This is a genomic window from Pseudoduganella sp. OTU4001 (genome assembly GCF_038440195.1).
In the GTDB taxonomy this organism is placed as follows: Bacteria; Pseudomonadota; Gammaproteobacteria; order Burkholderiales; family Burkholderiaceae_D; genus Rugamonas.
In genome coordinates this window covers 157,464-181,066 of record NZ_JASATG010000008.1, presented here as the reverse complement: position 1 = coordinate 181,066, position 23,603 = coordinate 157,464, and the positions used below count along the sequence as shown (strand labels likewise).

Annotated in this window: 18 protein-coding genes; 6 read left to right on the top strand and 12 right to left on the bottom strand. The window is 62.1% G+C overall.

Annotation, left to right across the window (positions count from 1 at the left end):
- Nucleotide 1 precedes the first annotated feature (1 nt).
- Together AAHE99_RS10200 and AAHE99_RS10195 are read right to left on the bottom strand one after the other, a co-directional pair.
- Nucleotides 2-1,525, bottom strand: coding sequence for an XrtA system polysaccharide chain length determinant (locus AAHE99_RS10200; RefSeq protein ID WP_342116958.1), 1,524 nt, complete (start codon nucleotides 1,523-1,525; stop codon nucleotides 2-4).
- Nucleotides 1,526-1,631: 106 nt separating this feature from the next.
- Nucleotides 1,632-2,564 carry an EDSAP-1 family PEP-CTERM protein gene (locus AAHE99_RS10195; RefSeq protein ID WP_342116957.1) on the bottom strand — a complete coding sequence of 311 codons (933 nt, stop codon included), beginning with the start codon at nucleotides 2,562-2,564 and terminating at the stop codon, nucleotides 1,632-1,634.
- Nucleotides 2,565-2,733: 169 nt separating this feature from the next.
- Here AAHE99_RS10195 and AAHE99_RS10190 point away from each other — a divergent pair, with 169 nt between their 5' ends.
- Both AAHE99_RS10190 and AAHE99_RS10185 read left to right on the top strand, forming a co-directional pair.
- Nucleotides 2,734-3,444, top strand: coding sequence for an N-acyl amino acid synthase FeeM domain-containing protein (locus AAHE99_RS10190; RefSeq protein WP_342116955.1), 711 nt, complete (start codon nucleotides 2,734-2,736; stop codon nucleotides 3,442-3,444).
- Nucleotide 3,445: 1 nt separating this feature from the next.
- Nucleotides 3,446-5,059 carry an FAD-binding oxidoreductase gene (locus AAHE99_RS10185; RefSeq protein WP_342116953.1) on the top strand — a complete coding sequence of 538 codons (1,614 nt, stop codon included), beginning with the start codon at nucleotides 3,446-3,448 and terminating at the stop codon, nucleotides 5,057-5,059.
- Here AAHE99_RS10185 and AAHE99_RS10180 read toward each other — a convergent pair.
- The 6 genes from AAHE99_RS10180 to AAHE99_RS10155 form a co-directional block, all read right to left on the bottom strand.
- Complete coding sequence (locus AAHE99_RS10180) at nucleotides 5,044-5,925, bottom strand: hypothetical protein (RefSeq protein WP_342116951.1); 882 nt, start codon at nucleotides 5,923-5,925, stop codon at nucleotides 5,044-5,046. The two genes, AAHE99_RS10185 and AAHE99_RS10180, sit on opposite strands and share 16 nt — an antisense overlap.
- 97 nt (nucleotides 5,926-6,022) lie before the next feature.
- Complete coding sequence (gene prsT, locus AAHE99_RS10175) at nucleotides 6,023-8,764, bottom strand: XrtA/PEP-CTERM system TPR-repeat protein PrsT (RefSeq protein ID WP_342116949.1); 2,742 nt, start codon at nucleotides 8,762-8,764, stop codon at nucleotides 6,023-6,025.
- Between the two features lie 96 nt (nucleotides 8,765-8,860).
- Nucleotides 8,861-9,271 (bottom strand): hypothetical protein, encoded by a 411-nt coding sequence (locus tag AAHE99_RS10170; RefSeq protein ID WP_342116948.1) that lies wholly within the window; start codon nucleotides 9,269-9,271, stop codon nucleotides 8,861-8,863.
- 205 nt (nucleotides 9,272-9,476) lie between these two features.
- Entirely contained in the window at nucleotides 9,477-9,872 is a 396-nt protein-coding gene (locus AAHE99_RS10165) for an Hpt domain-containing protein (protein WP_342116947.1), read from the bottom strand.
- A gap of 16 nt (nucleotides 9,873-9,888) precedes the next feature.
- Nucleotides 9,889-11,169 (bottom strand): alpha/beta hydrolase, encoded by a 1,281-nt coding sequence (locus AAHE99_RS10160; RefSeq protein WP_342116946.1) that lies wholly within the window; start codon nucleotides 11,167-11,169, stop codon nucleotides 9,889-9,891.
- Nucleotides 11,170-11,237: 68 nt separating this feature from the next.
- Nucleotides 11,238-11,603 (bottom strand): hypothetical protein, encoded by a 366-nt coding sequence (locus AAHE99_RS10155; protein ID WP_342116944.1) that lies wholly within the window; start codon nucleotides 11,601-11,603, stop codon nucleotides 11,238-11,240.
- A 201-nt stretch (nucleotides 11,604-11,804) separates the two neighbouring features.
- Between AAHE99_RS10155 and AAHE99_RS10150 the strand changes: the two genes are divergently transcribed.
- The 3 genes from AAHE99_RS10150 (at nucleotide 11,805) to AAHE99_RS10140 (ending at nucleotide 16,794) form a co-directional block, all read left to right on the top strand.
- Nucleotides 11,805-13,958, top strand: coding sequence for a hypothetical protein (locus AAHE99_RS10150; RefSeq protein ID WP_342116942.1), 2,154 nt, complete (start codon nucleotides 11,805-11,807; stop codon nucleotides 13,956-13,958).
- A 134-nt stretch (nucleotides 13,959-14,092) separates the two neighbouring features.
- Nucleotides 14,093-16,342: a PAS domain S-box protein gene (locus AAHE99_RS10145; RefSeq protein ID WP_342116941.1), complete on the top strand. Its 2,250-nt coding sequence runs from the start codon at nucleotides 14,093-14,095 to the stop codon at nucleotides 16,340-16,342.
- The gene (locus tag AAHE99_RS10140; protein WP_342116940.1) at nucleotides 16,339-16,794 is read left to right on the top strand and encodes a hypothetical protein; all 456 of its coding nucleotides are present in this window, start codon (nucleotides 16,339-16,341) and stop codon (nucleotides 16,792-16,794) included. Before AAHE99_RS10145 ends, AAHE99_RS10140 begins: the two co-directional genes overlap by 4 nt.
- 22 nt (nucleotides 16,795-16,816) lie before the next feature.
- Here the strand turns inward: AAHE99_RS10140 and AAHE99_RS10135 are convergent, their stop codons facing one another.
- The 3 genes from AAHE99_RS10135 to AAHE99_RS10125 all read right to left on the bottom strand — a co-directional run bounded on the left by AAHE99_RS10135 (nucleotide 16,817) and on the right by AAHE99_RS10125 (nucleotide 19,864).
- Nucleotides 16,817-17,878 (bottom strand): M35 family metallo-endopeptidase, encoded by a 1,062-nt coding sequence (locus AAHE99_RS10135; protein ID WP_342116939.1) that lies wholly within the window; start codon nucleotides 17,876-17,878, stop codon nucleotides 16,817-16,819.
- A 169-nt stretch (nucleotides 17,879-18,047) separates the two neighbouring features.
- Nucleotides 18,048-19,148, bottom strand: coding sequence for a rod shape-determining protein RodA (rodA, locus tag AAHE99_RS10130; RefSeq protein WP_342116938.1), 1,101 nt, complete (start codon nucleotides 19,146-19,148; stop codon nucleotides 18,048-18,050).
- A 131-nt stretch (nucleotides 19,149-19,279) separates the two neighbouring features.
- On the bottom strand, nucleotides 19,280-19,864 hold the full coding sequence (locus AAHE99_RS10125) for a hypothetical protein (protein WP_342116937.1): 585 nt from the start codon (nucleotides 19,862-19,864) through the stop codon (nucleotides 19,280-19,282).
- Nucleotides 19,865-20,609: 745 nt separating this feature from the next.
- Between AAHE99_RS10125 and AAHE99_RS10120 the strand changes: the two genes are divergently transcribed.
- Complete coding sequence (locus AAHE99_RS10120) at nucleotides 20,610-21,401, top strand: flagellar brake protein (protein WP_342116936.1); 792 nt, start codon at nucleotides 20,610-20,612, stop codon at nucleotides 21,399-21,401.
- Here AAHE99_RS10120 and AAHE99_RS10115 read toward each other — a convergent pair.
- Nucleotides 21,353-23,554: an OsmC domain/YcaO domain-containing protein gene (locus tag AAHE99_RS10115; RefSeq protein WP_342116935.1), complete on the bottom strand. Its 2,202-nt coding sequence runs from the start codon at nucleotides 23,552-23,554 to the stop codon at nucleotides 21,353-21,355. The two genes, AAHE99_RS10120 and AAHE99_RS10115, sit on opposite strands and share 49 nt — an antisense overlap.
- Between the last annotated feature and the right edge of the window lie 49 nt (nucleotides 23,555-23,603).

Sequence of the window (23,603 nt, the reverse complement as noted above, 5' to 3'; positions counted from 1 at the left end):
TCTAACGGAGCAGCAAGGTGTAGGTCAGGACGCCGCCGTAGCAAAGTAGCAGGAAAGCACTGCCCGCGCTGAAACTGACCAAGTCGCGCGACCGCCGGCGTTTTTCGTCATCGGTCCAGTTCATCGCAATGCTGCCAAGCACGCGCAAGCCCGTGCTCGCGCGCAGCTCGGCTGGGCTCAGGAAGGTGGGGCGCAGTTCTGCCAGACTTAATGCCACCGTGCCGCCACCGACCAGGCCCATCAACAAGGCTACGCTGTAGTACAGCGCCCGGTTGGGACCGATGGGCCGCTGCGGCATCGTAGGCGGATCGATGATCTTGAAGCTCATCATCTCGGTCGTGCTGGTCAGCTCCCCGGACAGCTTGGCGGCTTCGCGGCGGGCGATCAGCTTTTCGTAGTTTTCCTTATTGATCTGGTAGTCGCGCGTCAGCTGGCCGAGCTGGGATTCGAGCTCCGGGACCGCGTTGCGCTGATCCTGCAAACGGGACTGGCGCTCACGCAAGGCATCCACCCGCGCCCGCAGGGCCGCTACACGCGCTTCCGATTCGGCCAGTGCCACCTTCATTTGCTGGAACAGCGGGCTGTACTGGTAGGTGGCATCGCTGCTGGCGGATTGCTTCTGGCGCTCCTGGCGCCGCTTTTCCGTGAGCTGTTCGACCAGGCGCACGGTGGATATGACGTCCGGATGCTGGTCGGTGTACTGCAGGCGCAGGGCATCGAGGTTCTTGTTCAGCGCGCTGATCCGGCTATCCAGGTCGGATTGCTCGCCGTTTGCGCCACCGGGCGTCAGTACCGGTTCGTCACCGCCAAACTGGGCTTCGATCGATTTGCGGGCCTGTTCCGCCTCTGCCAGCTCCAACTGGGCGTTCGCCAGGGCTTCGTTGGCCTGCAACAGCTTGCTGCCGTAATCCTGGCCCTCGTGCGGCAGCAGGAAATTGTGCTTCAGGCGGAAGTCCTTGACGGCGTTTTCCGCATTGAGCAGCTTGTCCTCGTAACCGCGCACTTGTTCGTCGATGAATTGCACCGCCTTCTCAGAATCGCCCTTTTTGCCCTTGAAGCTGCCTTCGACAAAGATCGCCAGCAGCGCCTGGACCACGTCGCGGACCTGGCGCGGGTTGGAGTGGTGGTAGACAATGGTGTAAATATCGTTAGATCCAGTGCCCTGGATCCGGATCGTCCTGAGCAGCTCGGTCACCTGCGCATCCAGCTCCCTCGGCGTGAGCGCCTTGACATCAAGGTCGACCATGCGCAGGACGCGCTCGAGGTTGGGGCGGGTGAGCAAGGTCCGGCTCATGATGGACACCTGTTGTTCCACATTGGGCACGGTGGTCATGCCAACCATCAACGGCTTCAGCACGCTTTGCGTATCAACGAAGACGCGTGCCGAAGTCTGGTACTCGTCAGGCAGGCTGTAGATCTTGGCCCAGCCCGCAAGCACCAGCACCCACGCGGTGAAAAATCCGAGCCAGCGATGTTTCCACATGCCCTTCAGGCTGGATATCAATTGGCTGTAAACATGCTCCATACGGGGTCGCTCCATGTGATCGGGCCCGGTCTTTATGATTATATGGACGGGTTTCCGGATTGTCCGGCCAACCCGCCCGACCTTTGAGGCCCATCAACACAGCACGTCAGGATTTTCGGCGCCGCAGTGCCAGCGACATGGCCAGCATGCCGGCAGCCAGCACCGCCAGCGAGTCAGGCTCAGGCAATTCCTGCTGCAATGCATTGGCCAGCGTGTTGTGCTGGATCGTGATCTGGTAGGTCGTGCCGGCCGCCAGCATTGGCGTGATTGCCAGGAAGGCTGCGGTGCCTGGAGCGTAGGTGGTGAGGCCGGTCAAACCGTCGGTACGGCTGACAGCACTCAGGCCGTTGAGTTCGTCGGGCGCGTAGTCGAAAACCGAAACGCCGGTCGCCAGGTTGACGATATTGATCGCCCATGACAAGCGCGCGTTGGCATTGGCCGTCGGTGTCGAGCCACCCGAGACAAAGGCTTGTGTGTAAGGCGTGCCGTCAAACGAGATCGTCATGGTGTCGGCGGCGCCCAGCGTGAAGCTGAAGGTCGTCGAAGTGCCGACGTCCGAATTGCCCGAGGCGACAGAGTTCAGCGCGGTCGAAGCGTCGGCCCGGGTGCGGGCATGGGCGCCGGCCGGTGCGGCGCCAATGGTGATCGAAGCGCCGGTCAGGTCCTGGTCGGCATAACCGAAGTTGCCTGGTACGGGTGGCGGGCTGGCGAAAGGCAGGAAATTGTTCTCGGGCAGGGCCGGGCAGGGCGCCCCGACGCACTGGTGCGCCACGTTCGGGGTCATGCCGCTCAGGATGCCCAGGGATGAGGCGCCGTTCGAGAACACATTGTTCAGCGCGGCAGTCGCGTGGGCATCATTGGTGCCCGTCAGCACCGTGAAGTCGGCGGTGCTGTAAGCCACGCCGCTCGAGTGCAGCAGGCGGAAGTTGTTGATGTCCAGGATGGCGGAAGCGAATGTCGATGCCTGCGCAGGCGTGCAGGCCAGGCCGGCTGTCACGACAGCGGCCGATGCCAGTAGGTGCTTGCAAAGATTTTTCATGGCGGAGTCTCCGTGGGAATGCGGCGAGTTTGCCGGCATAGCCTAAGGAGCAGCATCCATGCCATATGTCCGTGCCCGGGCGGCGCCCAGTCGTGAAAAGAAATCCGACGCGGGCGGAACCTTATCGCCGCGCATGCGTCCAAGCCAGACACCGATAGGAGGACCCATCGTGGATGAAGACGCTATTGTTTCCCTGTTGATTGAAGAAGCCGCGCCAAACTCGCAGCCGCTGGAGGCGCTTGACCAGCAGCAGTTCCACATCCGACTGGCGAACTCGGCCGGTCAGCGCGAGGCCGCCAGCCTCCTGCTGCAAAAGATGTACGGCTGGCGCGGATATGAGGTGGATCCCGCGGCGCCGCACCTGCCCAACCGTATCACGCTGGCGGCGGACAGCCAGGGCGAGACTGTCGGCACCATGTCGCTCTGCCTCGATGACCCCGCCATTGGGCTGCCGGCCGATGAAAACTTTGGCGACATCCTGGGCGAATTGCGTGCGCAGGGGCGGCGGCTGTGCGAACCGGCCCGCCTGGCGATCGACCGCAACGTCAATATGCGCGTGTTTGCGGCGCTGATCCACATTTCCTATGTGTACGCCCACAACCTGCATGGCTGCACCGACTACGTGATCGAGGTCAATCCGCGCCACGTCATGTTCTACCAGCGTATGCTGGGCTTCCGCGAACTGGCTCCCGAGCGCCATTGCAACCGGGTCGGCGCGCCTGCCGTTCTGCTGCGCCTGGATCTTGACTATATGCGGGAGCAGATCGCGCGCCATGGCGGACGCATGGAAGCACGCGGCGAGCGCTCCTTCTATCCCTTCTTCTTCTCGCCGAGTGATGAGGCCGGTATTACCGTGCGCCTGCGGGAAGGGAGAAACTGAGATGGCGGCGATCCCTGAATCCGCGTTGGCCGCGTGGCGCCTGCTTCTGGGCCCCGCGCGTGTGCTCACGGCAGGCGCCGAACTCGCCCGCTACGCTGCCAGCACTTCGGCCAATCCCGTCCAGCCGCTGGCTGTACTGCGGCCCGAGTCGCATGGCGAAGTGGTGGCCATCGTACGCAGTGCCGGTGAATTTGACATTCCCCTGTATCCGCTAAGTACCGGGCGCAACTGGGGCTATGGCGATGCCTGTCCCACCGGCGAGGGCCAGGTGATCCTCGACCTTGGGGGCATGAACCGCATCCTGGAAGTCAATGCCGAGCTTGCCTATGCGGTACTGGAGCCGGGGGTGACGCAGGCTCAGTTGGCTGGGCATCTGGCCCAGCTCAACTTGCCGTTATGGATGGATTGCACTGGCGCGGGGCCGGATACCAGCCTGGTCGGCAACATCCTTGAGCGCGGGTTCGGCCATACGCCGTATGGGAACCGCATGCTGCATGTGTCGGGCATGCGCCTCGTGCTGTCCAGTGGCGATACGCTGGAGACGGGCTTCGGCCATTTCAGCCACGCCACAGCAGCGCACATCTATCCCTACGGTGTCGGACCCTGGCTCGATGGCCTGTTTACGCAATCGAATTTCGGCATTGTGACCAGCCTGGGCCTATGGCTGATGCCGCGGTCCGAAGTGGTCAGCCACGCTATCGCCAGCGTCGCCGGTTTCGAAGATATCGCACAAGTGGTTGATGCGCTGCGGCCCCTGCGCATGGACGGCACCCTGCGCAGCGTTGTCCACATTGGCAACGATTTGCGTGTGCTTTCGGGCGGCATGGTGTTCCCGCAAGCGCTGGCGCCGGATGGCCCGCCGCTGACACAATCCGTGCTGGCTGCCTTGCGCAAGCGGTCGGGAATTGGCGCCTGGACAGTGTCAGCTGCGCTGTACGGCCGCAAGGCGCAGGTGGCGGACGCGCGCCGGGCCATTCGCCGTGCGATCGGCAAGCTGGCCCGGCTGCAGTTTCTCGATGATCGCGCACTGGCGCTGGGCGGCGCGGCCGCGCGCACGCTGGGAGACAGCGCGCTCGGCCGGAAGCTGTCGGCCCAGGTAGCCCTGGGGCGCTCGCTGCTGAATATGAACCGCGGTCTGCCGGACGGCCGCTTCCTGTCCGGCGCATATTGGCGGCGCCGGGGCGGCCTGCCGCAAGGGTTTCCGGATGGCGCCGATCCGGCGCGTGATGGTTGCGGCATGATGTGGTTAGCGCCGGTCCTGCCCATGCGCGGCAGCGATCTTCTGCAGGTGCACTCGCTGGCCGCGCCACTGTTTGCGCGCCACCGTTTCGACCTGTTTGCCACCTACAGCATGGTCAACGAACGCAGCCTGGGCGGCGTGCTCACCATTTGCTTCGACAAGGAGGACGCGGCGGAAACCGTGCGCGCCCACGATTGTTACGGAGCGGTCTTCGAGCGTTTGATGGCGGAAGGATATATCCCATACCGTGTGGGGCCGCAATCCATGGCCGCCCTGGACAACGGACACGACAGCTATTGGCGTACCGTGGCGCGTATCAAGGCGGCGCTCGACCCGCAGCACCTGATCGCGCCAGGGCGTTACGAGCCGCGCTGACGGCGCCGCGTGCTGTACAGGGCCAGCAGGCCGAGTGGCAGCAGCCACGAGCTGTCAGGCAGCGCCAGCGCAACCTGGGCCGCGACCGGATCGGACAGCCGTGTGGTCCAGCCATTCTGGCCAGTTGCCGACAGCGCCAGCAGCGAAGTCATGGTGTTGGTGCCATAGAAGTCGGCGCCGGCCGGCTGCGAGCTGGTGCGGAAATAGCGGCAGGCAGGGCCGCCGACGCAGGTCGCCAGGTAGCTGCCATAGCCGGAAGAGGGCGACGTCAGGCCCGACAGGTGCTGGTACAGTGTCACCGCCGGTCCGGCGGCCAGGGTATTCACCAGGCCGGGAACGAATTCCCATTGCATCAGCAATTCGCCGTCGGTGATGCCGCCGAGGAGATTGAACCCCTGGCGCTGAGAGGCTTTGATGCCGCCCACGCCGAAGCCCGGATTGGTGCCGCCCACCAGCTTGTCCAGGTAAAAATCCAGGTGGATCTTGCCGTCACAGCCGAAAGCGGCGTGCGTGCAGCCCGTACCGTATATCTGGTTGCCGAACGCACCGGGACCCGGCAACACCATGCCGTCGCCAGCGCCGTACATCATGAAGGAAATGCTCTGGTTGTCCTGGCCGCTGCGCCAGAGCTGGTTGGCCGGATTGCCCAGCTCGTGGATGCTGCTCATATAACCCGCGGCAAAGTTGGCTTCGCGCAGGCCCGGCCCGCCGCTATCGCTGCTGCGGGCCAGGTAGCCGCTGTATTTGATCTCAACCAACCCCGGCGTGCGCAGGACGAATGGGGCGAGGGGATTGGCGTAGGCCGTTCCGGCGTAAGCTAGCAGGGCTAGCAGGCCGGCGGCGGCACGGTGGGCGATCTTAGGCATGGCGTGCTCCGGTTGTTGGATATGAACCATCTTGCAAGGAGCGCGCCAGCCGCCGGGCCGGGGCAATGGCCGTGCTGGCGTAAAAATCGCCGACGCACTACATGCGCGCTATCAGGCTTTGCACTTCGGATCGCAAGGCGAATCCCTGCACCGCCAGCAGTTGTTCGCACTGGCTGCGTGCCCCTTTCTTATCGCCGGTACGGAATAGTGCATGCGCGTAGTGCAGGCGGATGTCGTGCGATGTCGGTGCGCTTTCCAGTGCCTTTTTCAGCAGCGGCACGGCGCGCGCCGGCTTGCCGCTTTCCACCAGGATCCAGGCCAGGGTGTCGGCCACCGCGGGATTGGCGGGCGCCAGGCGATGGGCCCGCTCGGCCGGACGCAGGGCGCCTGCGTCTTTCAGCTGCAGCAGGGCCCAGGCCAGGTCATTCAGGGCCAGTACATTGTCGGGATCGTTTTGCAGGATGGTTTCATACTCGTGCCGGGCGGCTGCATGGTCTCCCAGTTGCAGCAGATGGCTGGCGAAGTACAGGCGCGTCGGCTGGTCCTGCGGCTGCTGCGCCAGCCAGGCGTCCATGCGCTGCCGGGCTTCCTGCAGTTTGCCAGCCGCGTGCATGGCCCGGTGCAGCGCGATCATCAACGGACCGCTGCGCTGCAGGCCAAAGGCGCGCTCATACAAGGCCAGTGCTTCCTGCGGCTTGGCGTCCTCAAGCAGGGCATCCGCTTCCAGCTTGTAGCCGATGCCGGCTTTCGGCTGCCGCTGCTGCGCAAGGCGGGCCAGCTTGCGCGCATCGTCGAAAGCGCGGCTGTCGATCATCAATGCACTGGCCAGGGCCAGGGCTTCTTCGCGCTGGGGCTCGATGGCGATGGCCTTGCGCACCGAATGCAGGGCCTCCGCCTTTTGCCTAAGTGCCAGCTGGTTGCGTGCCAGGCGCATGAACAGTTCGGCGTTGGCCGGATTGAGTGCAGTCAGTTTCTGCAGGGATGCCAGGGCAAGCTGGTGCTTGCCGGCGGCGGCGGCCGCTTGCGCCACCAGGTCGATCGCGGCGGCTTCGGCCGGACGGCTGGCCTGGTAACGCTGGGCCAGGGCCAGGGCACGCTCGGCCTGGCCGGTGCGCAGGTACAGGGCCGCCAGCGCCTGCATCGGGGCCGCGGCGTCCGGCGCAGCCTTGCTGGCCTGTTCCAGCCACGCGATTGCCGCTGCAGGGTTGCCAGTCCGGGCCTCCAGCCGTGCCAGCGACATCATGAGAGGGACGTTGCCGCGATTGCGCTCGAGGGCAGCCTGGTAGCGCTTGCGGGCTTGCGGCAGCTTCTTCTCCATCAGGTCCAGCTCCACCAGGTTGTCGAGGGCCGGCATATGGCCAGGATCGATTTTCAGTGCCCGGCTGAAGGCGCGGCGGGCGGCATCCGGGTCGCCGCTCACCAGGAAGACGCCACCCTTGAGGTTTTGCACGGCGGGATTGTCGCCCTGCGCCTCCATGGCTGCCACCTGGGCCTTGGCTTGTGCGAAGTTGCGCGTGCGCAGGTGGGTCATCACCAGCAACGCGCCGGCACGCGAAGCGGGGCCGTCCTGGCGCGCGGCCTGCTCGAGTGCATCCACGGCGCGCGCATCCTGCCCCTGGCTGAGCAAGCTCAGGCCATTTGCCGCCAGCAGCTGGCTCGATTCGGGCGCCTGGCTGCTGGCCAACGCGAACCAGCGCCCCGCCAGCTCGTGCTTGCCGGCCCGCATGGCTGCCTCGCCGCCTATCGCCAGCAGGTCGATGTCCTGTGAGCCGGCGGCCAGCAGCGGCTCAACCAGTGCCAGCGCGTCTTGCGGCTTGTTCTCGCGCAGGTCGCACAGCGCCTGCAAGCGGATGCCGTAGATTTCTTTGGGTTGGCCCTGGCGATAGCGCAGCACGTGGGTGCGGGCCTGGGCGGTGGCGCCAATAGCGAGCTCGATGGTGGCAGCCAGCAGGTAGCTCGGCATATGTTCAGGCGCCGCGCGCAATACCATTTGCGCGTGTTCCAGTGCAGTCTTGTGCTTGCCCTCGGCGTATTCGAGCAGGGCTTGTGCGTAGACCAGTACCAAGCTGCCCGGCTGCAGCTTGCGGGCTGCCGCCAGTTGCGTGCGCGCCAGCGCCGGTTTGCCGGACTGCAGCAGGCTGGCGGCGATATCGGCGTGGGCCTGTACATTGTTCGGGTCGATAGTGAGGATGGCCCGATAGGTGGTCATCGCGGCCTCCAGCTGGCCGCGCGAGCGCAGCAGGTCGCCCTTGAAGCGCAGGGTCTGCGTGTTGCGCGGTGCTGCGGCCAAGGCGCGCTCCACCATGCCGGCGGCGCCATCGGCGTCGCCGCGCACCAAAGCCAGGCGCGCTTGCCCCAGGTGCGCTTCCACCAGGTCGGGGTCCTTGCGCAGCGCTTCGGTGTAGAGCTGGCCGGCGTCCTCGTTCTTTCCGAGGCCGAACTGTGCATGCCCGCGCCAGGCGAGCACGGCGGCAGTCGGCGGCTCAGCCTGCAGTTCGTCCAGCACCCCCTGGTAGGAAGCCTGCTCCAGCAGGGCCCGCACCAGCGGTGGCAGCACATCCTTGCGCGGGTGGCCAAGCGACAGCGCGCGCCGCAATTCCTTTTCCGCAGAAGCGGGGTCGCCCAGGGCCAGGTGCAGTTCGCCCAGCATGTGGCGCGCAATGGCATGCCCCGGCTCCTGTTGCAGGAGGTTCTTAAGCTGGATCACTGCCGCCCGGTTCTCACCACGGGTATGCGCCTGGCGCGCTTCCTTGAGCAGGTCTTCGGACGGTTTCATGCGCTGGCAAGCGAGCAGCGCAACCAGCGCCATTGCGGCGGCAACGGTAATCTTGTGAGACATGGCAAACTCCCAGGCTGGTGAAGGTTCCAGCGTAGGGAGCTGTCAGGGATGCTTGTTGATCGCGCTCAAACTTTGCGCGATCCGGGAGGAGGGGAGTTACTTGGTGTGACGCGGCGTGGCCATTTGCATGTACAGCGGCCAGCTTCCTTCGCCGGCGCTATTGGCGACGGTGGAATTGGCACGATAGCGGCTGGTCAGATAATCCGCCGATACCGTATCGCCGCCGCGTGCCGCTTTTTCCAGCAGGCGCAAGGCTTCCGGACGCTTGTTGGCGTCCAGGCTGTACAGCAGGCCCAGTTCGCGCGCTGCCACGACGGAACCCTGTTCGGTCCATTCGCGCAGGCGGCGTTCCGCAGCTGCACCGCCGTGTTCACCAAGCTTCTTGGCGACGGCTTCAATGACAGGGGCAGGCGGCTCGACACCTTCCTTGACCTGACAGGCAATCAACATGCCGACCATGACCAAGGTGGACGTAACGATAACTCCCGCCTTGTTGAAAATTTCCATATTTTCTTATTTTTCCCCGAAGGATGGCATTATATCAATAAGTTGCCCACAATCAAATCCCGGATCAACTTGCCTTATTCTAGGGATTCCCGGGCAAGCAAAGCGCACGCTTTGCAAGACTGCCTGAAAGCTAAATTGTTGCCGATCATAGCATGCGGGTGTTGCGCCGCATCAAAACCGCTGGGGTAACAGATGTAACCAATCGTTAGCGGGCAACCGCACGTCCGCTATGCTGGTCCAGCCAGGCCCCGGCATGGTCATGCACTAGCTTCAGCTCACCTTCGAGTGCGGTGAACAGGAGGGGAATTTCCATGATCCGGCCCTCTTGCAGGGCCAGTTCCAGGGCCAGTGAAGCGGCGACGAAGCGCTTGGCCCCCAAGTTGCCGATCGTACCCCGCAAGTTATGCAGGATGCGGCGGGCTTCCATCAGTTTGGCGTCACGGATGGCTTCGCCAGCCATATTCAGCGGCTCCACGCCCGGGCCGATACCGTCGCGCACGATCTTGACCACCGTTTTGACGGCCTTTTCGTCGTTGCCCATATATTCCAGCAGTTTTTCGACGCAAAACACTGCCTCGTCGGGCGCACTTGCGTAACTCATGGAACGGGTCTCCTTATTATTCGCGGAACGTCCAGTAACGTCCGGTGGCGCTATCGACCGCCCGCAAACCGAACCGATCAGCGGCGCGCGCCTGCTTTTGCACCAGATAATACATATCGCTCAAAGCCGAGCGCTGCTCGGCGAAATAGGCGTGGCGGATGAAACCCGTGTCCACACCGCTGGCGTCAATAGTTTCGACGCCCTTTGCCACTATCAGGCCGGCGCCGCTTTCGCCGGCGCGCGCGTAACCGTGAATCGCTTTGGCAGTGCGCAGGCCACTATCCTCGGAGGAAGCATACAGCGTCAATGGGTTGGGCACCGCCGCCAAGGCTGGCAGCAACTGCTGGCGGAAAACGTCGGCATCGATATCCGGTGCGGCGAGGATGACTTCGCGGATGCGTCCCGCCAGCTCCGGCTGTGCGGCAATCACGCTGGCCGTCGCCTTGGCTAATGCCCGGTTACCCATGCTGTGCGCCAGCAGGTAGACATGCGCGGCTTCCGACTGCTGCAGGAAGTCGGACAGGAATGCAGCCAGGTCCGCCTGCGTCCATTCCACATTGGCTTCATCCACTATATATCCTGACAGCTTGCCTTGCGAGGGCCAGCTGTAAAAAACCGGTGTTCCCTGGAAGCCCAGGTCGTAAGCCAGCTGGCCGGTACGCCGCGCGGCATCTTCAAAGGTGGTGCGGAAACCGTGGATGAACAGCAGGGCGCTGCGGCTGCCGCTGGCGGCAATCGACTGTTTCAGCTCAGCCATGCAGGTTTCACGTTCGCTCGGCTCGGCCGTCAGCAGGACCACATGCTGTTCCGGATCCTGGCGGAATTCGAGGCGCAGCAGGCTTGGCGTTTCCAGTTCGCCCATGCGGTGGTCGCGCGGAATGCTGACTTCGCAGCTGCCGTAGCGTAGCGGGCCGCGGGCATTGCCAAACAGGCGGGCAGGGTGGCGGTCGCCGCTCAGCTCGCGGTCGGTAGCAAAGAATAGCCGCATCACCGCATAGTTCGGCACACCGGCAGCATTGGCTTGCACGGAAGTCTTGGCCGAGCGGCGCCGGTCGACCTCGTCAATCAGGTTGCGGGCGGCGGCGCGCAGGTAGCGGTCGCCGGCCAGACCGGCCGCTGCCAGGGCATCCGACAGGGCGAACTGGCGCGAGCGCGAACCGGGATCCTCTTCCACATCCGCCATGGCATCGGCAACGGTAGCAGACTGTGCCGAGAGGCGCGATTTCAGCATCTGGTAGGCAGCACTGATGCCGCCCTCGCCGGCACCTGCCGTCACCGCTGTCGTAATGACGTCCATGCTCTTCTCCTGGCTGATTAATGTATATCTGACCACACACCAAAGACCAAGTCCAGCGCCGCGTGAACCTAGCGCTCGGCCGCAATTTCCAGCCGGTTAATACGTGCTGCCTTGTTGAAATCGACTGCGATACGCAGGGCTTTCGGCTTGCATTTGGCGCGGTATACATACATGCGGTCCTCGCCATTGACATTGCGCGATAACAGCTCCAGCGCGAAGGGCCGGCTGCAACCCTGCAGGGCCGCCGATAGCCCGGGTACGGACAGGTAGCTGGCGCCTTTTTCCGTGAAACGCTCCTGTGCCGGCTTACCGTCGGCCAGGTCGTCCAGCATGTCGATCACCTGGGCCGTGACGTCGGGTTCCAGATCCGGAATCGCCCGTGCCGCGCCGGCCAGCAGCAGGCATGAAAAAAATAACAAAATGTTAAATTTCACTGAGGCCTCCCTCTAACGTTGCGCGTGCGGTCTTGACTTGATTCAAATGCGACAGTTTTACTATTTTAAGCAATGTTCCCATCAAGTTAACGATCTTTTAGTAGTTATACTCGGCCCTCACGCTGTTGAGTACCGGCCCGGCGGGGCCTGAAAGTGCATACCAAAAATAACCTTAAATCTGCTTCAGGAGAGACAGACAACATGCGCAACACAACCCGTACCACCATCGCCTCCCTCGTCATGCTGGCCTGCGCCAGCCTGGCACAAGCCGGTGAAAAAACCGTCGACAACCTGACCATCTTCAGCAACACCAAGGCCGCTTCCGCAGAAGCCGCGCTGAAGGCCAACGCTGCCCGTTTCGGCCTGCCAGCCAACCTGAACAACCTGGTGCTGGTGTCGGTCAAGGAATCCCTGACCGGCAAGCACTACCACTACCAGCAAATGCTGCGCGGCCTGCCGGTGGACCGTGCCGAGATCGTTGTCTCGATAGGCAACAACGGCGAGCTGCAAAAGATCTTCAACGAAAGCCGCCATATCTCCGCCAAGATGGACGCCGATGCGGTGAACCAGATGTACAACAAAGCCCAGATCAGCGAAGACGAAGCGCTGGACAAAGGCTGGAAGAACATGAAGGTCCAGCACAACCTGGTCAGCGTGCCTTCGACCGCCCTGGTCTGGATGCCGACCAAGGACGGCGTGCAGCTGGCGCGCAAGGTCAGCATCGAAGCTGAAATGCCAACCGGCGGTTTCGTCCAGTACCTGAACGCCCACAACGGCGAACTGCTCGACTCCTATACCACTTCGCTGCCACGCACCAACAAGGGCGGCGAACGCTCGATCGCGGCGCGCAATGCCGCACCGGGCCAGATGCTGGACATGAAGGCCGCCATCAAGGCCGCCAAGGATGCCGGCAAGGACACCGCCGGCAACACCAGCAAGAGCACCGGCGGCACCGTGACCACCGCCGCGGTTGCCGCATCCGGCATCAATGGCTCCGGCTATGCCTTCGATCCGGATCCACGTACCGCACTGAACAGCGATGCGCTGACCGATACCTCGGCCGCTTCCGCCTTCGACGCCGCGTACTCGACCAAGACCCTGCGCGACCTGACCGTGACCTCCGGCGTCTACAAGCTGACCGGACCGTACGTCAACATCAAGAACATCGAAGCCCCTAACACCGCGCCAAGCACCACCACCAATGGCGTGTGGACTGCCAAGCGCGGCAACAATGCCTTCGACGACACCAACGTCTACTTCCACCTGGACCAGAACCAGCGCTACATGCAATCGCTGGGCTTCACCGGCACCAAGGGCATCATCGAACGCTCCTTCGACGTCGACACCGACGGCCTGAACGGTGACGATAACTCCCACTACAGCTACAGCGGCGCCACCGACTACCTGGCCTTCGGCCACGGCTGTGTGAACGACAGCGAAGACGCGGACGTCATCCTGCACGAATACGGCCACGGCATCCAGCGCAACATCAACGCCAACTGGACCGGCGGCGACACCGGCGCCATGGGCGAAGGCTTCGGCGATTACTGGGCTGCTTCCTACTCCTACAGCACCCCGAACGGCAAGACCTACCACCCTGAGTGGGCCTTCAGCTGGGACGGCCACGGTTCGTGCTGGGCCGGCCGTATGCTGAACCGCACGGATGCAAAGTACAACAGCACCAAGACTTACGGCGCACACCAGTCGGTAACCGAAAATGGCGTGACCTTCCAGTCCGACGAGCTGTGGTCGGCGCCGCTGTACCAATCGATGGTGTCGCTGATTGCCGCCGGCAAGCCGCGTGCCAACATCGACAAGATCATCCTGGAAGCGCACTTCGGCCTCGGTTCGAACATCAAGATGCCGGCCATGGCAACCGCCATCGTCAACGCCGCCAAGAACCTGTACCCTTCAGACCTGACCTACGCCAACACCTTCCAGGCCAAGTTTGAAGCACAGAACATCCTGACCGCGGTGGTGCCGCCTGGCCCGACCATCAACGAGACCGAAAGCAATAACACCATCGCCACCGCGAACCCTGTGACCCAGACCGGCACCACCGTCAACGGCAACATGGGCTCCAGCACCGATGCTGACTATATTGCGATCACTGTGCCAGCTGGCAAGACCCTGACCGCCGTCATGACCCCGAACGCCACCTCGGACTACGACCTGAAGCTGTACAACAGCGCCGGCACCGAACTGGCATCGAGCGTCAAGGGCACCGGCCAGGCCGATACCGTAACGCGCGCCAACACTGGCTCGACTGCTGTAACGTGGTACGCCAAGGTGTTCTACTACGCTGGCGGCACCGGCGCCACCAACGGTACTTACACCTTGAAAGCCTCCTGGTAATTAAGAGCGCACCCCCGCGCCATCGACCGCCTCGCCCGCAAGGGCAGGCGGTTTTTTTTATGCTGTTTTGGCTTACAATGGGTTTCGCTGCGTCCGTGAAACATTGGTGACTTTCTTACTAAAATTCATTGCCTATGCAAACCGACTTGGGCCAGTTCATCCTGGAGGAAGCTCCGGGCGGCATCATCGCGACCGATGCACACGACACCGTCCTGTTCTGGACCAAGGGTGCGACCGAGATTTATGGCTATTCCGGCGACGAAGCGCGCGGCAACAAGCTTGCCGAACTGATCGGCATGCCAGGCCACCCGGTGAAACAGGAGTTCGGCGCCGATCTCGAGTACCTGCGCCGCCGCAAGGATGGCCAGGCGGTCTACGTCGGCGCCGCCTGCCGCGCGGTCTACACGCCCCAGGGCGAGATCCAGTACATCATCCACTGCCAGAACGACATCACGGACGCCAAGGCGCTGCGCGACGCGCGCAATGTCGAATCGCGCTACCGCGGCTTGCTGGAGTCGATGCCGGACGCCATTGTCATGGCCAACTCCACCGGTCGCATTGTGCTGGTCAACAGCCAGGCCGAGCGCCTGTTCGGCTTCGCGCCGCGCGAACTGCTCGGCAAGCCGGTCGAAGTGCTGCTGCCGAACCGCTTCCGGGGCGGCCACGTGTCGCACCGCGCCCAGTATTTCGTCCAGCCGCGCACCCGCACCATGGGCGCCGGGCTCGAGCTGTACGGCCTGCGCAAGGACGGGCTGGAATTCCCGGTCGAGATCAGCCTGAGCATGATCCAGATGGAGGAGGGCGCCATCGTCATGAGCGCCATCCGCGATATCGGTGACCGCAAGAAAGCCGAACAGAAATTCCGCGGCCTGCTGGAATCGGCGCCGGACCCGATGGTGATCGTCAATACCAAGGGCGAAATCGTGCTGGTCAACTCACAGACCGAGCAGCTGTTTGGCTACCAGCGCCAGGAATTGCTGGGCAAGCCGATCGAAATCCTGATCCCCGCACGTTTTGCCGGCCGCCACCCCGCCGCGCGCAGCAGCTTTTTCGAGAAGGCCCAGCCACGCGCCATGGGCGCTGGCACGGAGCTGTATGCGATGCGCCGCGACGGCACCGAATTCCCCGTCGAGATCAGTCTCAGCCCGCTGAAAACCGAGGATGAAATGCTGGTTTCCAGCGCCATCCGCGATATCAGCGGCCGCCGCCAGATCGAACGCAAGCTGCTCGAGCAAAAGCTGGAACTGGAGCAGGCCAGCAAGGCCAAGGACCGTTTCCTGGCCAGCATGTCGCATGAGCTGCGCACGCCGCTGAATGCCATCCTCGGCTTTGGCCAGCTGCTACATAACGAAAAATTGCCGCTATCGCAGGCACAGCGCTATGCCTTTGCCGGCAATATCGTCCAGGCCGGCCAGCATCTGCTGCATTTGATTAATGAAACCTTGGACCTGGCCAAGATCGAGGTTGGGGCCGTGACCTTGTCGCTGGAGCCAGTTTCGCTCGACGACCTGCTGCACGAAGCCAATAAGATGATCGAAGCCATGGCGGAAGCCCGCTCGATCCGCATCTTCCTGGGTGAGACGCGCGGGCTGTACGTGAAGGCGGACCGCATCCGTTTGCGCCAGATCGTGCTGAACCTGCTGTCGAATGCGGTTAAATACAACCGCAAGGGCGGGCAAGTCTGGGTTGAGGTCGGCGCGGGTGATACGGGCCGCACCTGGCTGTCGGTGAAGGACGATGGCCCGGGGCTCAGTCCCGAACAAATTGCCGGCCTGTTCCAGCCATTTAACCGGCTCGGCCAGGAAGGCGGGCCGGAAGAAGGCAGCGGCATCGGGCTGGTCCTGAGCAAACGCCTGGCGGAGCTGATGGAGGCCTCTATCGAAGTGTCCAGTTCCGTTGGCCAAGGCAGTACCTTTACCGTTGAGATGGTGGCAGCCGCCCCGCTGCAGCTGCCGCCGGCCACAGCGTATGACGCCGCGGTCGAGGCGCCGCCCAGCATTGCCCAGCGCGCCAAGCCGGTGCTGCTGTACGTGGAAGACAATCCGGCCAACCTGCGCCTGGTGCAGGAAATCGTCAAGCTGCACCTGGAACTGGACCTGCTGTCGGCGACCGATGGCAATACCGGCGTCTCGATGGCGCGCGAATTCCGTCCTGACGTTATCCTGATGGATATGAACCTGCCCGGCATCAGCGGCCGCGAAGCGCAGCGCAGGCTGCGCCAGGATCCGGTCACGCGCGAGATCCCGATCATCGCATTGTCGGCCAATGCCATGCCGCTCGACGTCCAGGCCGCCTTGGAAGCGGGATTCTTCCGCTACCTGACCAAACCGCTCAATATCCAGGACTTCCTCGAAGTGGTGGGTGAAGCGCTTGAACAAACATGAACATTAAATTTGCAGCCTTGCTCCTTGCAGGCGCCGCGCAAGCCGGAGAACCACCTGTGCTGGAGCTTAAACTGTCGGTTGAGTCCCTGGACGGCCATCCGGTGGCCCGCGTTCTGCTGGCCAACCATACCGGCAAGGCTGTCAAAGCCTTGCATGCATTGGCCGACGAGGAGGAAATGTACGGCAAGCTGTTCGACCTGCGGGATGCCGTCACCGGCGAAGCGCTTGAGTACCAGGGCATCATGGTCAAGCGCGGCCCCCTGACCGACGAAGACTACCTGACAATGGCGCCGGGTGCGACCCAGCGCAACAGCATTGACCTGGGGCGCGCCTACGCCTTCAAACCCGGCCGGCATAGCTACACCATCGCCTATCGCGGCCACTACCTGTTGAACGGAAAAGAAATGCCGCTCACCGTTGGACCGGTACGCTTTGAGCATACCGGTAGGTGAGCGGCAGGCAGCCGCTTAGGGCTTATTGCAGGGCAGGGGTGTTCTCGCCGAAATATTCGTGCGAGTCTGCGTTGTCGATGGCCTGGGCCGGGTTGCTGATCGCCAGGCTGGAGGCAGCCGATTGGCCATATGCATGGTCATCCGTGCCGGCCACCACATTGAAGTGGCTCATTTCGTGCACCAGGGTGCCGCCTTTGGAGTCGGTGCCCGACATTGGCGCGCTCCAGAAAGCCTTGCACACATAGATGGTGTAAGGCTGGGTTGGATACACGTATGCGTAGTAGGTCTTCTTGCAGCCGCAGTCGACGGTGATCGGCTTGGTGTCGAAGGCGTCCTTAATCGCGGCGAAGTGGGCCTTGACGGTGGCATAGCGGCCCGCGTCGTAAGAGCCGAACCACTTGGTGTAGCGCTGGCCGGTCTTGTTGGCGCCCAGGTAGGCGTTGCCGTCGTTCGCCATGCCCTGCGCGGTCGACACCGCGCTGGAGATATCAGCCTGCTGAGATGCGGTGCACTTGGCGAAAGAGAGGCCAGCTGCGCCAGGGGTTGGTGCCGGCGCCTTGGCGACGCTGCCGCGTGGCAGGGTGCCTTCGATCGACACGTTCAGGGCTTCCGATTGCAGGGTGTCGGACTGTTTCTTGTCCATGGCCTTGCCGGCTGCATCGATATTGCTGAACAGCTTAGGCGACTTGGTGCTGTAGCGGATCGAATAGTCGCCCGAGATGCTCATGTTATACATCTGGGACAGTTCCACCGTCACCTTGTGCGATTTGCCCGGCTGGATCACGTAGTAGTCGGCCGCGGTCGGAGCGGCGCGCTTGACGTGCATGCCTTCGTAGGCAACCTTGGCGCCGTCACGGGTCACGTCAAACAGGGATTCTTCGATGTCGCCGAACGGGGTATGCCACTTCAGGACATATTGCGGCACTGCCGAAGTATTGGTCAGGGTCACGTGCACCACCACGTCGTCGCGTGGGCCCAGTGCGCGCTTGTCCATACTGATGCTGGCGGTTACGCCGTCTGCCGCATAGGCGCCAAAGCTGAAGGAAGCTGCCAGTGCCAAGCCGCCAAGGTGTTTCCAGTTCATAGTCTCTCCGTCCGGTGATTGAATGTTTTACAGGGCCTTAGCTCGGCCCATGCAGTCTATCTTGCTGCGGAGAGGGCGCCAGTTCAATCAAATTCGGCGACGGCGGTAATGGCTGTCGCCATTTAGACAACATTTACGTTAAGGCCGTAACATCCGCGCGCCACATGTCTCATTTGAGACATTTGTAACTGCGCTGGATGCTCATAAGGATGCCGCAACCCAAGCCCAGGGTGCCAAGCGCAGTGCCGCCGTAACTGAAAAATGGCAGCGGCACGCCGACCACTGGAACCACGCCGCTGACCATGCCGATGTTGATGAAGGCATAGGTAAAGAAAATCATCGTGATCGCGCCGCCCAGGAGCCGGGAAAACAAGGTCGCCGCAGCGGCCGAGATCTGCAGGCCGCGCACGATCAGCAGGGCGTACATCACCAGCAGCACAATGCCGCCCACCAAGCCGAATTCCTCTGCAAACACCGAGAAAATAAAGTCCGTGGAGCGCTCCGGAATGAAGCCCAGATGCCCTTGCGGACCATCCATCCAGCCACGGCCCGTAACGCCGCCCGAACCGATGGCCGTCATGGCCTGGTTGATTTGGAAGCCCTTGCCCAGCGGGTCGGCGGCAGGATCGAGGAAGGTCAGTACGCGTTGGCGCTGGAAGTCATGCAGCATATGCCAGACGATCGGCGTTGCCGCCAGCCCGGCTACCGCCAGCGCAGCCAGTGCTTTCCAGGACAGGCCTGCCAGCACGATCACATAGAACCCCGCCGCCAGCACCAGCATCGCGGTGCCAAAGTCAGGCTGCTTGGCGATCAGGCCGACCGGAATCGCCAGCAAGACGGCAGCGACCACGAACAGCTTCCAGCCTTTGACGTTATCGTAGCGGTGGAAGAACCACGCCAGCATAAGCGGCATGGCGAGCTTCATCATTTCCGAAGGCTGGATATCGTGGCCAATATGCAGCCAGCGCGTAGAACCCTTCTTGGTCACGCCCAACAGGAATACTGCGAGCAATAAAGCCACGCCGATGGCGTAGAGCGTGGCCGCGTGCCGCATCAGGAATTGCTGCGGAACGTTTGCGGCGCCACACATCAGCAGCATCGCCATCAGCACGTTGCGCAGCTGAAGCTCGAAGCGTCCGGGGAAATCGGCGGAAGCGGAATACAAGGTGAACAAGCCGGTGCAAACCAGCAAGCCGACAATGGCGGCCAAGGGCGCGTCAACAGCCAGCACAGGCCGCAGCCTGCGCCACAACGAGAGTTTCAAGGTCATTGGAGTGCCTGCAGCCAGATAGCGCGGCCGGCAAGGACGGCAAATCCGATCAGGGCGATAGCGCCAAGCATGGCAAGGCGGCGGCGAAATTGTTTTTGTTCCGGGTTCATGCCGAAATTATAAGGTCTGCTTCAGCGCTCACGCACGTAATTTCCGGGCGCCTCGCACAGCCAAGGGAATTCCGCGTGGGCTTCCGGCGACGCAGCGCGCATAGGGCCGCAGCGCGCCGAAAGCCATGCCGTCCAGTCCTGCCACCACGAACCCGGCGTGGGCGCGTGCATCGCCAGCCAGTCTTTGGGATCGCAGCCAGCGACCAGTGGCGCCGACCAGTACTGCTGTTTCGCGCTGCCGCCGGGCGGGTTGATGATGCCGAGGATATGGCCGGAAGCCGTCAGCACATACTGCACCGGAGCCCCGACCAGGGCCGCGCTGCGGTAGGTGCTGCGCCAGGGCGTGATGTGGTCCGCTATCGCGCCCACCGCGTACAGCGGCTGCCGGATGCGTCCCAGGTCGATTTTCTCTCCGCGCAGTTCGAGCGCATCGGGCTTCGCCAGTTTATTGGCCAGGTAAAGCTCGCGCAGGCAAAAGGCCTGTGTGGCGCGCGGCTGCCGCGTGCCATCGGCATTCCAGGCCAGCGGCGCCAGGGCAGGGGAAGGCTCGCCGAACAGGTATTTATGCACCACGTAGCGCCAAACCTGCGTGTTCGGACGCAGCATGCGGAAGCTCCAGCCGATCTGTTGTGCATCGAGGAAGCCCTGGCCAGCGGTTCGTCGGGATTGGACTGCCCAAGCACCACCAGGTCGCAATAGCGCGATTGCAGCACAAGGCCATCCGCACTCAGGTCGTCGACCAGGCGCGACTCAAAGGTAGCCACGCCCAGTGCCGCGCATTGCCGCTGGAACTCGTGCAAGGCGGACTTTGCCTGCAAGCGTGCTTCCTCCATGCATTCGGCTGCCATGCTGACTCCCATTGACGTGGCATAGTCCATCGTCAGGTAGCGTGAAACCCCGGTCATCCCAGCGCCGATCAGCCGGCCGCGGAACTGCGTGGCCAGTTGTGCGGCCAAGCGGACGCGGCGAGCTGTGTCGGGCGAACCGTTCAGGTGAACCACAATCGTCTTGAATGCCATGGCAGCCTCCGAGGTTTCAGTCAAGGAGAAGTCTAGGCCTCCGGTAAAACGCTGGGCATGACCTAGGTCAAGTCTGCGAGGCTTTGACAAGCGTGACAGGGGTGGTGAGACGGTGGCGTAAACGCAACTCACAGGTAAAAGCGGCTAGAGCGGCATTTGGAGCGACTTTTTCATAGTGCAGGGATGGCCCCAATCGGGTCCATATTCACACAACCTTAATTTGACATAATATAGATTATGCGAAGTGTTAGTTTCAGTTAGATTGTCACCTCTAGGTCACTCATCTATGATTCGCGGACAGACCCAAACAACGTCTCGAGTACCCACAATTTATGCAGCTGAACGAATTTACCACCGTCGCGGTCCGGAAAGGCCCGCCACGGGCGCAAGATGCTATTGCCCCAATCCCCGCAACCGCCAATGCGTACGATATGACGACTGAGGATGAGATCGGCGACACGCTGACCCTCCTCGCAGAAAGCGGCGAAGCAATTTCAATGTACGGAACCGGCAGCCGCGATGTCGTCCTGGGGCGGATCCTTTCCGTCGATCCAGAGTTGCCGCACTTCGTCATGGAGTTAAACGAAGGCGCAACCCTGCCTCCTGGCAAAGTCACTTTTGTGGCCTGGCTGCGCTCCGCCAAGCTCCAGTTCCGGCTCGAAAAATCTGAATGGAAATCGGTGTCCGGCAAGCCGACCCTGATTCCGATGGTTTTCCCGGAAACCTGCGCTGTGCTGAACCGGCGTACAACCGAACGCCTGGAGACCCCGCTCGGCGCGAACTACCTGGCCTCGTTCGTGGTGAATGGCATCCCTTATGAGATCCCGGTCTATGACTACTCGCTCGGCGGAATTGGCCTGCGCTGCTCCAAATACCTGTCCAAAGGCCTGATCAGGGGCCGCAAACTGGTCGATGTGCGGCTGGATTTTGGCCCTGAAACTGTCATCAGCGCGGAGCTGGAAATCCGCAGCACGCGTTCCTGCCGTTCCTTCCTGCTCGGCGAACAGATCCACCTCGGCTGCAAATTCGTCAATTTGCAGCCGGAAGCGGAAAGCAAGATCAAAGCCCTGATGGATCAGGTAGCGTCAGCCGCCCTGGCGCGGGCCGCGTGCAATTTGCGGTAGCTGTCGATCTTGCGGTGGTGACGGTCCAGGCCTTCCAGCTTCATGCTGGTTGGCGTCAGGCCATAGAATCGCACGCTGCCATTGACTGAGCCAATCACCGCGTCCATGCGCTCGTTGCCGAACATGCGGCGGAAATTGAACTCGTAATCTTCGATTTTGAGCTCGCCATCCAGCGCCACGGACAGCACGGCGTCCAGTGCCTGGTAGAACAGCCGGCGTTCCACCGTATTGTCGTTATATTGCAGGAAGGCGCCGATCAGTTCGTGCGCAACCTCGTATTCGTTCAGCGCCAGATTGATCAGCAGGCGCAGTTCAAGGACGGTCAGCTGGCCCCACACGGTGTTTTCGTCGAATTCGATGCCAATTAGCGTGGCAATATCGCCGTATTCGTCCAGCTCACTGTTTTCCAGGCGTTCCAGCAGCGCTTCCAGCTGGTCGTCGTCCAACCGGTGCAAGTTCAGGATGTCTTCACGGAACTGCAGCGCCTTATTGGTGTTATCCCAAATCAGGTCTTCGACCGGATAGATCTCCGAATAGCCCGGCACCAGGATGCGGCAAGCGGTTGCGCCCAGGTCGTTGTAGACGGCCATGTAGGACTCTTTGCCCAGCTCTTTGAGGATGCCGAACAAGGCTTCGGCTTCCTGGACGTTCGAATTTTCGCCTTTGCCGGAGAAATCCCATTCCACGAATTCGTAGTCGGACTTGGCGCTGAAGAAGCGCCAGGAAACGATACCGCTGGAATCGATAAAGTGCTCGACGAAGTTATAGGGTTCCGTCACGGCGTTGCTGACGAACGTAGGCGGCGGCAGATCGTTCAAGCCTTCGAAGCTGCGGCCTTGCAGGAGTTCCGTCAGGCTGCGCTCCAGCGCCACCTGGAAGTCCGGATGCGCACCAAACGACGCGAATACGCCGCCAGTGCGGGGATTCATCAGGGTCACGCACATGACCGGGTACTTGCCGCCCAGCGATGCATCTTTTACGAGCACCGGGAAGCCTTGTTCTTCGAGGCCTTTGATGCCGGCCACAATGCCTGGATACTTGGCCAGGACTTCCTGCGGAACGTCCGGTAGCGCGATTTCGCCTTCCAGAATTTCGCGTTTGACCGCCCTTTCGAAAATCTCCGACAAACACTGGACCTGGGCTTCGGCCAGCGTGTTACCTGCACTCATGCCGTTGCTGACGAACAGGTTCTCAACCAGGTTGGATGGGAAGTACACAGTTTCGCCGTCGGACTGGCGCACGAATGGCAGCGAGCAGATGCCGCGTTCCACGTTGCCGGAATTGGTGTCGATCAGGTGCGAGCCACGCAGCTCGCCATCCGGATCGTAGACTTCGCGGCTGTATTCGTCGAGGATTTCAGGCGGCAGCTTATCCTTCTTGCCAGGCTTGAACCAGCGTTCGTTCGGGTAATGCACGAATTTCGCGTTGGCGATTTCTTCGCCCCAGTATTCGCCCGCGTAGAAGTGGTTGCAGTTGATACGTTCGATGTATTCGCCCAGCGCCGACGCCAGCGCGCTTTCCTTGGTCGCGCCTTTGCCGTTGGTGAAGCACATCGGCGAATGCGCGTCGCGGATATGCAGCGACCACACATTCGGCACGATATTGCGCCACGATGCAATTTCAATCTTGATACCCAGGTCGGCCAGCACGCCCGCCATATTGGCGATGGTCTGCTCGAGCGGCAGATCCTTGCCCGGGATATAGGTGCGGGTTTCCGACGCTGTGTCCACTGCCAGCAGGCCCTGGGCATCGGCATCGATGCTCTCGACTTCTTCGATGATGAACTCAGGACCCTGCTGCACCACCTTTTTCACGGTGCAGCGGTCGATCGAACGCAGAATGCCTTCGCGGTCTTTGGCGGAAATATCGGCCGGCAGCTCCACCTGGATCTTGAAAGTCTGCTGGTAGCGGTTCTCAGGATCGACAATATTGTTCTGCGACAGGCGGATATTTTCGGTTGGAATATTGCGGGTATTGCAATACAACTTCACAAAATAAGCGGCGCACAGTGCAGACGAGGCCAGGAAATAGTCGAACGGACCCGGCGCCGAGCCATCGCCCTTATAGCGGATGGGCTGGTCGGCGATGACCGTAAAATCATCAAACTTCGCCTCGATGCGGAGTTTGTCGAGAAAGTTGACCTTGATTTCCATGGAATTCCAATACTGCCAAAAAATGATGTGGCCGCTATTATCCGCTTTT

Excerpts from the sequence above, each read along its gene's own strand:
- prsT (WP_342116949.1), bottom strand. The coding sequence starts at position 8,764 with ATGTCTCACAAGATTACCGTTGCCGCCGCAATGGCGCTGGTTGCGCTG.
- AAHE99_RS10160 (WP_342116946.1), bottom strand. The coding sequence starts at position 11,169 with ATGGACGTCATTACGACAGCGGTGACGGCAGGTGCCGGCGAGGGCGGC.
- AAHE99_RS10125 (WP_342116937.1), bottom strand. The coding sequence starts at position 19,864 with ATGCTGCGTCCGAACACGCAGGTTTGGCGCTACGTGGTGCATAAATAC.
- AAHE99_RS10200 (WP_342116958.1), bottom strand. The coding sequence starts at position 1,525 with ATGGAGCATGTTTACAGCCAATTGATATCCAGCCTGAAGGGCATGTGG.
- AAHE99_RS10115 (WP_342116935.1), bottom strand. The coding sequence starts at position 23,554 with ATGGAAATCAAGGTCAACTTTCTCGACAAACTCCGCATCGAGGCGAAG.
- AAHE99_RS10145 (WP_342116941.1), top strand. The coding sequence starts at position 14,093 with ATGCAAACCGACTTGGGCCAGTTCATCCTGGAGGAAGCTCCGGGCGGC.
- AAHE99_RS10195 (WP_342116957.1), bottom strand. The coding sequence starts at position 2,564 with ATGAAAAATCTTTGCAAGCACCTACTGGCATCGGCCGCTGTCGTGACA.
- AAHE99_RS10170 (WP_342116948.1), bottom strand. The coding sequence starts at position 9,271 with ATGGAAATTTTCAACAAGGCGGGAGTTATCGTTACGTCCACCTTGGTC.
- AAHE99_RS10150 (WP_342116942.1), top strand. The coding sequence starts at position 11,805 with ATGCGCAACACAACCCGTACCACCATCGCCTCCCTCGTCATGCTGGCC.
- AAHE99_RS10180 (WP_342116951.1), bottom strand. The coding sequence starts at position 5,925 with ATGCCTAAGATCGCCCACCGTGCCGCCGCCGGCCTGCTAGCCCTGCTA.
- AAHE99_RS10185 (WP_342116953.1), top strand. The coding sequence starts at position 3,446 with ATGGCGGCGATCCCTGAATCCGCGTTGGCCGCGTGGCGCCTGCTTCTG.
- AAHE99_RS10120 (WP_342116936.1), top strand. The coding sequence starts at position 20,610 with ATGCAGCTGAACGAATTTACCACCGTCGCGGTCCGGAAAGGCCCGCCA.
- rodA (WP_342116938.1), bottom strand. The coding sequence starts at position 19,148 with ATGACCTTGAAACTCTCGTTGTGGCGCAGGCTGCGGCCTGTGCTGGCT.
- AAHE99_RS10135 (WP_342116939.1), bottom strand. The coding sequence starts at position 17,878 with ATGAACTGGAAACACCTTGGCGGCTTGGCACTGGCAGCTTCCTTCAGC.
- AAHE99_RS10165 (WP_342116947.1), bottom strand. The coding sequence starts at position 9,872 with ATGAGTTACGCAAGTGCGCCCGACGAGGCAGTGTTTTGCGTCGAAAAA.
- AAHE99_RS10140 (WP_342116940.1), top strand. The coding sequence starts at position 16,339 with ATGAACATTAAATTTGCAGCCTTGCTCCTTGCAGGCGCCGCGCAAGCC.